This is a genomic window from Burkholderia sp., assembly GCF_018375725.1.
GTDB lineage: Bacteria > Pseudomonadota > Gammaproteobacteria > Burkholderiales > Burkholderiaceae > Burkholderia.
The window spans coordinates 1-9,749 of record NZ_JAHACR010000149.1; the positions used below are offsets into that span (position 1 = coordinate 1).

The window sequence follows — 9,749 nt, forward strand, 5'->3', positions numbered from 1 at the left end:
ACGGCGGCGCGGCCTTTCGCTCAACTGAGGAACCCATGACATCGAATGCGCTGCCGGCCGCGCCGGCCGGCTACACGCGAACCGCGATCGCACTGCACTGGCTGATTGCACTGCTGATCGTCTGCGCCTTCGCGCTTGGCTGGGTGATGACCGACATCCCCGGCTTCACGCCGACGAAGCTCAAGTATTTCTCGTGGCACAAGTGGCTCGGCGTGACCGTCTTCGCGCTCGCGATCGTGCGCGTGCTGTGGCGCGCGACCCACGTGCCGCCGCCGCTGCCCGCCGGCATGCCGGCATTGCAGCGGATCGGCGCGCATGGCGTGCATGTGCTGCTGTACGTGCTGATGCTCGCGATTCCCGTGACCGGCTACCTGTACAGCTCGGCATCGAACATCCCGGTCGTGTACCTGGGCATCGTGCCGCTGCCGCGCCTGATCGACCCCGATCCGGTGCTGAAGGAAACCTTGAAGACGCTGCACGTGTCTTTGAATTACATTCTGCTTGCGCTGGTCGGGTTGCACGTGCTCGCCGCGGTCAAGCATCAGGTGTTGGACCGCGACGGCCTGCTGTCGCGGATGCTTCCGTTTGCCAAATGAAAAGGGTGCTATGAAAGTGTCTTTCTCCCGCTCCATGGCGGCCGCGTTCGTCGCGGTGTCGCTTGCCGCTTCGGGTGCGGCGCTTGCCGACGTCGACCTGTCGAAGAGCAAGGTCACCGCGGTCTCGAAGCAGATGAACGTGCCGACCGAAGGCGTGTTCAAGAAATTCTCCGCGCAGGTCAAGTTCGATCCGGCGAAGGCGGCGCAGGGCAGCGCGCAGGTGACCATCGACATCGCGAGCTATGACCTCGGCGACAAGATGTACAACGATCAGGTCGCGGGCAAGGACTGGTTCGACGCGAAGGCGTACCCGCAGGCGACCTTCGTGTCGACGGCGATCGCGCCGGCCGGCGGCAACAAATACAACGTGACCGGCAAGCTGACGATCAAGGGCAAGACCGAGACGCTGACCGTGCCGGTTACCGTCACGCAAGCCGGCGCGACGCAGACCTTCGACGGCGTGCTGCCGATCCGGCGCTCGGCGTTCAACGTCGGCACCGGCGAATGGAAGGACACGTCGATCGTCGCCGACGACGTGCAGATCAAGTTTCATATCGTCGCCGCGAAGTAAGCGCGACGGTTCGATATACCCCGATGCCGCGCATATGCGCGGCGACGTTTCCAGGAGATGGATGTGAAGAAGCAACTGATGATCACGGCCGCCGCGCTTGCCGCCTCGCTGTCGTTCCCGGCATTCGCCGACGTCGCGACCTACAAGCTGGATTCGAGCCACACGTACCCGAGCTTCGAGGCCGACCACTTCGGCGGCCTGTCGGTCTGGCGCGGCAAGTTCGACAAGTCGCAGGGCGCGGTGACGCTCGATCGCGCGGCGAAGACCGGCACCGTCAACGTGACGACCGACATCGCATCGGTCAGCACCGGCAACACGAAGCTCGACGAGCACCTGCAGTCGGCCGAATTCTTCAACGCAGCCAAGTACCCGGAAGCGACCTACACGGGCACGATCAAGTTCGACGGCGACAAGCCGGCCGAGATCGTCGGCAACCTGACGCTGCACGGCGTGACGAAGCCGCTGACGCTGAAGATCGATTCGTTCAAGTGCATCCAGCACCCGATGCTCAAGCGTGAAGTGTGCGGCGTCGATGCGGCCGGCGAATTCGATCGCGCCGATTTCGGTGTCGACTACGGCAAGTCGTACGGTTTCAAGACGGCGACCAAGCTGGAGATCTCGGCCGAAGGGATCAAGCAGTAAGGCTGTCGCACCGGTGCGGGTCGCCCGATCCATTTGACCCGCTTGCCGCGAACCGCCGCGTTTCCCATTTGGGGCGCGGCGGTTTTTTTGTTGGGCACGGGCACGCAGGACGGCGCGTCTATAATCGGCCGGACGTCGCCGGCGCCGAGGCGCGGCGGCGCGAACGAATAACGAAAAGGAGATCGCCGATGCATGCCGTCACGCCGTCCGTGTCCCTCGATTCTTCGCCGCGCGTCTGGCGTGCGGTCGTCGCCGCGTCGATCGGCAATGCGCTCGAATGGTTCGACCTCGTCGTCTACGGCTTCTTCGCGGTGACGATCTCGAAGCTGTTCTTCCCGGCCGGCAACGACACCGTGTCGCTGCTGCTCACGCTCGGCACGTTCGGCGTGTCGTTCTTCATGCGGCCGCTCGGCGCGATCGTGCTCGGCGCCTACGCGGACCGCGCGGGCCGCAAGGCGGCGCTGACGCTGTCGATCCTGCTGATGATGGCCGGCACGCTGATCATCGCGGTGTTGCCGACCTACGGCACGATCGGCATCGCCGCGCCGCTGATCCTCGTCGTCGCGCGGCTGATGCAGGGGTTCTCCGCGGGCGGCGAGTTCGGCAGCGCGACCGCGTTTCTGGCCGAGCACGTGCCGGGCCGGCGCGGCTTCTTCGCAAGCTGGCAGATCGCGAGCCAGGGACTCACGACACTGCTCGCCGCGGTGTTCGGCACCGTGCTGAGCGCGCAGCTCACGACCGAACAGATGGCGTCGTGGGGCTGGCGGGTGCCGTTCTTCTTCGGCCTGCTGCTCGGGCCGGTGGCGTACTACATCCGCACGAAGGTCGACGAGACGCCGGAGTTTCTCGCGGCCGACACCACCGCGAACCCGCTGCGCGATACGTTCGCATCGCACAAGGCGCGCTTGCTGGCCGCGATCGGCGCGGTCGTGCTCGGCACCGTCGCGACGTATCTGGTGCTGTTCATGCCGACCTACGGCGTGAAGGAACTCGGTCTCTCGCCGTCGTCCGCGTTCGCGGCGATCCTCGTCGTCGGCGTGATCCAGATGCTGTTCGCGCCGCTCGTCGGGCACTGGTCGGACCGTTACGGGCGCGTGCGCGTGATGGTTGCGCCGGCGCTCGGCATCCTCGTGCTGATCTATCCCGCGTTCGCGTATCTGGTCGCGCATCCGGGTTTCGGCACGCTGATCGCGGTGCAGGTCGTGTTCGCCTTACTGATGACCGGCTATTTCGCGGCGCTGCCGGGCCTCTTGTCCGAGGTGTTTCCGGTGCAGACCCGGACGACCGGCATGTCGCTCGCGTATAACATCGCGGTGACGATCTTCGGCGGCTTCGGGCCGTTCATCATCGCGTGGCTGATCCGCGCGACCGGCACGAAAACCGCGCCGAGTTTCTATCTGATGTTCGCGGCGGCGCTGAGCTGCATGGCGCTCGTGGCGTTGCGCAGGCGGTTCGGGTTCCGGTGACGCGGGAAGGGCGGCGCGGTGCCGCCGGTCGCGCGGCATGCGTCGCCCGGCGGACACGGTCGGCGGCCGCAGCGGATGCGGTGCCGGTCACGAATAGCAAAAAGGCCGGTTCGAACGAACCGGCCTTTTCCATTTCCGTCAGCGACGCGCTTAAACCTGTGCGCCTGCGTTCGGATCGTCGGGATCGTGCGCGAGCTTCTTGTCCTTGATCAGGTCTTCGCGCTTGATGCCGAGCCACATCGCGAGCGACCCGGCGACGAACACCGACGAGTAGATGCCGAACATGATGCCGACCGTCAGCGCGAGCGCGAAGTAGTGCAGCGTCGGACCGCCGAAGAAGAACATCGACAGCACCATCATTTCGGTCGACGTGTGCGTGATGATCGTCCGCGACATCGTGGTCGTGATCGCATGGTTGATCACTTCCTGCACGTTCATCTTGCGTTCGCGGCGGAACGTCTCGCGGATCCGGTCGAAGATGACGACCGATTCGTTGACCGAGTAGCCGAGCACCGCGAGGATCGCCGCGAGCACCGCGAGCGAGAACTCCCACTGGAAGAACGCGAAGAAGCCGAGAATGATCACGACGTCGTGCAGGTTCGCGATGATGCCGGCGACCGCGTATTTCCACTCGAAGCGGAACGACAGGTAGATCACGATGCCGATCACGACGCACGCGAGCGCCAGCAGGCCGTCGGTCGCCAGTTCCTTGCCGACCTGCGGGCCGACGAACTCGACGCGCTGCAGCGCCACGTCGGCGTTCTGCGCCTTCAGCGCGGCCAGCACCTGGTCGCTCTGCTGCGCGGACGTCAGGCCCTGCTTGAGCGGCAGGCGGATCAGCACGTTGCGCGACGTGCCGAAGTTCTGCACCTGCGCGTCGGCATAGCCGAGCTGGCCGAGCGTCGAGCGCACCGGCTCGAGCTGCGCGGCCTGCTGGTACTGAACCTCGATCACCGTGCCGCCCGTGAACTCGACGGACAGGTGCAGCCCGCGATGGAACAGGAAAAACACGGCGGCGAGGAACGTCACGAGCGAGATCACGTTGAAGACCAACGCGTGCCGCATGAACGGGATGTCTTTACGGATGCGGAAAAATTCCATGATCGTCTCCGGCGCTTATTGGGTCGAGCCCGGTTTCTTCGGCGGCATGCCCGGCTGCGCACGGTTGCGCAACTGCGGCTTGCCGGCGCGCGGCGCGCTGCCCTTCGCGGGCGCGGCGAGCTTCGCGGCGCGCGCGGTGTCGGTCGATTCGTCCGATGCGGCGAACGACGCGGCGCCGGCGGCGTCCGCGGGCTTCCACACCTGGCCGATCGCGAGCGACTTCAGCTTCTTGCGGCCGCCGTACCAGAGGTTGACGATCCCGCGCGAGAAGAACACGGCGGAGAACATCGACGTCAGGATGCCGATACAGTGCACGATCGCGAAGCCGCGCACCGGGCCCGAGCCGAACGCGAGCAGCGCCAGGCCGGCGATCAGCGTCGTGACGTTCGAGTCGAGAATCGTGGCCCACGCGTGCGCGTAGCCGGCCTGGATCGCGACTTGCGGCGGCTGGCCATGGCGCAGTTCTTCACGCACGCGCTCGTTGATCAGCACGTTCGAGTCGATCGCCATGCCGAGCGCGAGCGCGATAGCGGCGATGCCCGGCAGCGTCAGCGTCGCCTGCATCAGCGACAGCACGGCGATCAGCAGCAGCAGGTTCACCGACAGGCCGATCACCGACACGATGCCGAACAGCATGTAGTAGGCGATCATGAACACGGCGATCGCGGCAAAGCCCCAGATCACCGAATGGAAGCCCATCTTGATGTTGTCGGCGCCGAGGCTCGGGCCGATCGTGCGTTCCTCGATGATGTCCATCGGCGCGGCGAGCGAGCCGGCGCGCAGCAGCAGCGCGAGGTCGGCGGCGGCCTGCGGGGTCGGCTGGCCGGTGATCTGGAAACGGTCGCCGAGTTCGGACTGGATCGTCGCGACCGTCAGCACTTCGCCCTTGCCCTTCTCGAACAACACCATCGCCATCGGCTTGCCGATGTTGTCGCGCGACACCGCGCGCACCGAGCGGCCGCCCGCCGAATCGAGGCGGATGTTGACCGACGGACGCTGGTGCTCGTCGAAGCCGGCCGACGCGTCGATGATGCGGTCGCCGGTGAAGATCACTTCCTTCTTCAGCAGCACCGGCGCCTGATTGCCTTGCGTGAACAGCTCTTCGCCCGGCGGCACCGGATCGCTCGGATTCGGATGCGTGTTGACCGGATCGGCGAGGCGGGCCTCGAGCGTCGCGGTGCGGCCGATGATGTCCTTCGCCTTCGCGGTGTCCTGCACGCCCGGCAGCTCGACGACGATGCGGTCGGCACCCTGTTGCTGGAGGATCGGCTCGGACACGCCGAGTTCGTTCACCCGGTTGTGGAGCGTCGTGAGGTTCTGCTTGAGCGCGGCGTCCTCGACGGCCTTCTGCACCGCCGGCGTAAACGTGCCGACGACCTGGTAGCCGCCGCCGCCGGGCTGGGTCGCCCATTGCAGTTCGGCGATCGACGATGCGAGCACCTTGCGTGCGTCGTCGGCAGTCTGCTGTTCGCTGAAGTTGACGACGACGGATTGATCGACGCGGCTCACGCCGCCGTCGCGGATGTTCTTGTCACGCAGCAGTGCGCGCGCGTCGGATGCGTCGGAATCGAGCTTCTTCGTCAGCGCGCCCGTCATGTCGACCTGCAGCAGGAAGTGCACGCCGCCAAGCAGGTCAAGGCCGAGGTACATCGGCAGCGCATGCAGCGCGGTCAGCCAGCGCGGCGATGCGCTTTGCAGGTTCAGTGCGACGATGTACTGCGGATCGGCCGGGTCGGTATTCAGCGATTTCTGCAGCAGATCCTTGACGCGGAGCTGCGTATCGGTGTCCTTGAGGCGCACGCGGATGTTCGCGTTATTGGCCGTGTTCTCGAACGTGACGTCGTCCGGCTTGATCTGAGCGGCTGCGAGCGCGGCTTCGACCTGGCTCAGCGTCGCGGGATCGAGCTTGACCGTGGCCTTGCCGCTCGACACCTGCACCGCCGGCGCTTCGCCGAAGAAATTGGGCAATGTGTACAGAAAGCCGATGGCGAGCGCCACGACCATCACGACATATTTCCAGAGTGGGTAACGATTCATGAGGGGGCCGAACGGGAAAGTTGGCTTGAAAGCGTCGCGTCCGGCGCCGCGTGGCCGGCCGCTTGTCGGCGGGGGCGGCGCGGGGAGCCGGACGCTCGGTGGGGCTTACAGCGACTTGATCGTGCCCTTCGGCAGAATGGTCGTGACGGCAGCCTTCTGCACCGTGACTTCGGTGCCGTTGGCGATCTCGACGCCGATGTAGGCGTCCGTGACCTTCGTCACCTTGCCGACGAGGCCGCCGCTCGTGACGACTTCGTCGCCCTTGGCCATGGCCGCGAGCATGTTGCGGTGCTCCTTCTGGCGCTTCATCTGCGGGCGGATCATGATGAAGTAGAGCACGGCGAACATCAGGATGAGCGGCAGGAAGCTCATCAGGCTCGATTCGGCGCCACCCGCGGCACCTTGCGCGAAGGCATTGGAAATGAACGGCACGTTGGTCTCTCCGTAGGGGAAGATCGAAAATTAAGCCGGTTATTCTACCACCGGCCCCAAGCGCGACGACACGGCGAAATGCGCTTTCGGATCAAGCTGTTAATGCGCAGCCGGGGCGTACCCCGGCGTGGCGGCCGTGCGCGTCGAAAGTAAATTGTAATGTGATGCGGGCCGGCGGTACGGAATGGGGTGCGAACACCTGCAAAAAAAGGGGCGAATGCTGCGCGCTTCCGCTATGCAGTGCGCCGCGCCCGCGCGGCCCGCCAGGCGTCCGGCAGGGCCGCCCGCCGTCAGTCGACGCCTCTCGCGCGATCCTCCGCGAAGCGCTGGCGGAATGCGTCGAACGTGTGCGTCTCGATCGCCTCGCGGATCTCGCTCATCAGCTGCAGGTAGTAGTGCAGGTTGTGGATCGTGTTGAGCTGCGCGCCGAGGATCTCGCCGACGCGGTGCAGATGGTGCAGGTAGCCGCGCGAGAAGTTCTGGCAGGTATAGCAGGTGCAGCTTTCGTCGAGCGGCTTGAGCGAGTGCTTGTGCGTCGCGTTGCGGATCTTCACGTCGCCGAAGCGCGTGAACAGCCAGCCGTTGCGCGCGTTGCGGGTCGGCATCACGCAGTCGAACATGTCGACGCCGTTCGCGACGCCCGCGACGAGATCCTCCGGCGTACCGACGCCCATCAGATAGTGCGGCTTGTGCGCGGGCAGCTTCGGCCCGACGTGCTGCAGGATCCGCATCATGTCTTCTTTCGGTTCGCCGACCGACAGCCCGCCGATCGCCAGGCCGTGGAAGTCCAGCTCCGCGAGGCCGGCGAGCGATTCGTCGCGCAGGTCCTCGAACATCCCGCCCTGAACGATCCCGAACAGTGCGTTCGGGTTGCCGAGCCGGTCGAATTCGTCGAGCGAGCGCTTCGCCCAGCGCAGCGACATGCGCATCGAATCGGCCGCTTCCTGGTGCGTGGTCGGCACGCCGTTGGTCGCATACGGCGTGCATTCGTCGAACTGCATCACGATGTCCGAGTTCAGCACCTTCTGGATCTGCATCGACACTTCCGGCGACAGGAACAGCTTGTCGCCGTTGATCGGCGATGCGAACGTGACGCCGTCCTCGGTGATCTTGCGCAGGTCGCCGAGCGAGAACACCTGGAAGCCGCCCGAATCGGTCAGGATCGGCTTGTTCCAGCCCATGAAGCCGTGCAGGCCGCCATGCGCGGCGATCGTGTCGAGGCCGGGGCGCAGCCACAGGTGGAACGTATTGCCGAGGATGATCTGGGCCTTGATCTCGTGCAATTCGCGCGGCTGGATCGCCTTCACGGTGCCGTACGTGCCGACCGGCATGAAGATCGGCGTCTCGACGACGCCGTGATTGAGCGTCACGCGGCCGCGGCGCGCATGGCCGTCGGTCGTCAGCAATTCGAATTTCAGGCCGTTATCCGGGCGGACGTGCGTATGCGTATCGTTGGATGAACCTTCGGTCATCGCGTTGTGCTCCTGGCTACCGGAAAACAGTCCGGCGCGTTGAAAGACGCCGCGGGGATGCCGCGGCGGTGAAAAGGGGCGCCGCGCAGCACCGTGCGCGGCGATCGCATGCGGCGACCGCGCGCAAACGGATGCGTGCGGCGCGCGTGCGTGTCATGCGCTCAAGCGGGGGGCGTTTCCGGCGTGTCGCGCCGCGTCAGCAGCATCGCGTCGCCGTAGCTGAAGAAGCGGTAGCGCTGCGCGATCGCATGCCGGTACGCGGCGCGGATCGTCTCGACGCCCGCGAACGCGGACACCAGCATCAGCAGCGTCGACTTCGGCAGGTGGAAGTTCGTCACCAGCCGGTCGACGACGCGAAAACGGTAGCCGGGCGTGATGAAGATGTCGGTCTCGGCCTGCGCGGCGGCCAGCGGCCGGCCGGCGGCGTCCGCGTCGCGCGCCGCGGCTTCGAGGGCGCGCATCGACGTCGTGCCGACCGCGATCACGTTGCCGCCGCGCGCACGCGTGGCCGCGATCTTGTCGACGAGCGGCTGCGGCAGCGCGTACCACTCGCTGTGCATCTTGTGCTCGGCGATGTTGTCGACCCGCACCGGCTGGAACGTGCCAGCGCCGACGTGCAGCGTCAGCGTCGCGCGCTCGACGCCCATGGCGTCGAGCCGCGCGAGCATCGCTTCGTCGAAGTGCAGCCCGGCCGTCGGCGCGGCGACCGCGCCCGGGTTGCTCGCGAACACGGTCTGGTAGCGGGTTTCGTCGGTGGCGTCCGGATCGTGCTCGATGTAGGGCGGCAGCGGCAGGCGGCCGTACTGCTCGATCAGCGTCAGGCACGGCGCGGGGAAGTGCAGCGTGAAGAACGGCTCGACACGCTCGCCGACCGTCACGTCGAATGCGTCCGCGAGCGTCAGCGTCGTGCCCGGACCGGGCGACTTGCTCGAGCGGATCTGGGCGAGCGCCGTGTGGGTGCCCGTCACGCGCTCGATCAGCACCTCGATCTTGCCACCGCTCGCCTTGTGGCCGAAAAAGCGCGCTTTCAGCACTTTCGTGTCGTTGAAGACGAGCAGGTCGCCGGGCGCGATGCACGACGGCAGCTCGGCGAAACGGCGATCGGTGAGGCGCGGCGGCTCGACCGCATTGTCGACCTCGAGCAGGCGGCTCGCGGTGCGGTCGGGCAGCGCGGTTTGCGCGATCAGCTCGGGCGGCAGATGGAAATCGAAATCGGAAAGCGTGAACATGCGGGCTGGTTCGATGCGGCCGGCGTGCACCGCCTGCGGCGGATTGCGTAACAAGGGCGCGCGAGCCGCTATGATGGCGGGATCGCGCGGCTTGGCCGGCGTCGCTCGTTCGGACGACGTAAAAGCCGCTATTGTACTTGCGAAGCACTTTCCGATCCGATGCCCGTATCACCACGCCATTCCCACCCTGCCCCCTGCCTGAG

Annotated in this window: 9 protein-coding genes; 4 read left to right on the top strand and 5 right to left on the bottom strand. The window is 66.1% G+C overall.

Going from position 1 to position 9,749, the window contains the following annotated elements; genetic code table 11:
• Positions 1-35 precede the first annotated feature (35 nt).
• The 4 genes from KH616_RS15670 to KH616_RS15685 all read left to right on the top strand — a co-directional run bounded on the left by KH616_RS15670 (position 36) and on the right by KH616_RS15685 (position 3,275).
• Positions 36-596, top strand: coding sequence for a cytochrome b (locus KH616_RS15670; RefSeq protein WP_292247856.1), 561 nt, complete (start codon positions 36-38; stop codon positions 594-596).
• A 10-nt stretch (positions 597-606) separates the two neighbouring features.
• Positions 607-1,167 carry a YceI family protein gene (locus tag KH616_RS15675; RefSeq protein WP_292247834.1) on the top strand — a complete coding sequence of 187 codons (561 nt, stop codon included), beginning with the start codon at positions 607-609 and terminating at the stop codon, positions 1,165-1,167.
• 63 nt (positions 1,168-1,230) lie between these two features.
• Positions 1,231-1,809, top strand: a complete 579-nt coding sequence (locus KH616_RS15680; RefSeq protein WP_292247837.1) for a YceI family protein — start codon at positions 1,231-1,233, stop codon at positions 1,807-1,809.
• A gap of 188 nt (positions 1,810-1,997) precedes the next feature.
• Positions 1,998-3,275 (top strand): MFS transporter, encoded by a 1,278-nt coding sequence (locus tag KH616_RS15685; RefSeq protein WP_292247840.1) that lies wholly within the window; start codon positions 1,998-2,000, stop codon positions 3,273-3,275.
• Between the two features lie 150 nt (positions 3,276-3,425).
• Here the strand turns inward: KH616_RS15685 and secF are convergent, their stop codons facing one another.
• The 5 genes from secF to queA form a co-directional block, all read right to left on the bottom strand.
• A complete protein-coding gene (secF, locus tag KH616_RS15690; protein WP_292247843.1) occupies positions 3,426-4,376 on the bottom strand; it encodes a protein translocase subunit SecF in 951 nt (316 codons plus the stop codon).
• A 15-nt stretch (positions 4,377-4,391) separates the two neighbouring features.
• Positions 4,392-6,413 carry a protein translocase subunit SecD gene (gene secD, locus KH616_RS15695; RefSeq protein ID WP_292247845.1) on the bottom strand — a complete coding sequence of 674 codons (2,022 nt, stop codon included), beginning with the start codon at positions 6,411-6,413 and terminating at the stop codon, positions 4,392-4,394.
• A 105-nt stretch (positions 6,414-6,518) separates the two neighbouring features.
• Positions 6,519-6,845: a preprotein translocase subunit YajC gene (yajC, locus tag KH616_RS15700; RefSeq protein ID WP_292247848.1), complete on the bottom strand. Its 327-nt coding sequence runs from the start codon at positions 6,843-6,845 to the stop codon at positions 6,519-6,521.
• Between the two features lie 290 nt (positions 6,846-7,135).
• Entirely contained in the window at positions 7,136-8,317 is a 1,182-nt protein-coding gene (gene tgt, locus KH616_RS15705; RefSeq protein ID WP_292247851.1) for a tRNA guanosine(34) transglycosylase Tgt, read from the bottom strand.
• 161 nt (positions 8,318-8,478) lie between these two features.
• The gene (gene queA, locus KH616_RS15710; protein WP_292247853.1) at positions 8,479-9,546 is read right to left on the bottom strand and encodes a tRNA preQ1(34) S-adenosylmethionine ribosyltransferase-isomerase QueA; all 1,068 of its coding nucleotides are present in this window, start codon (positions 9,544-9,546) and stop codon (positions 8,479-8,481) included.
• Positions 9,547-9,749: the final 203 nt, after the last annotated feature.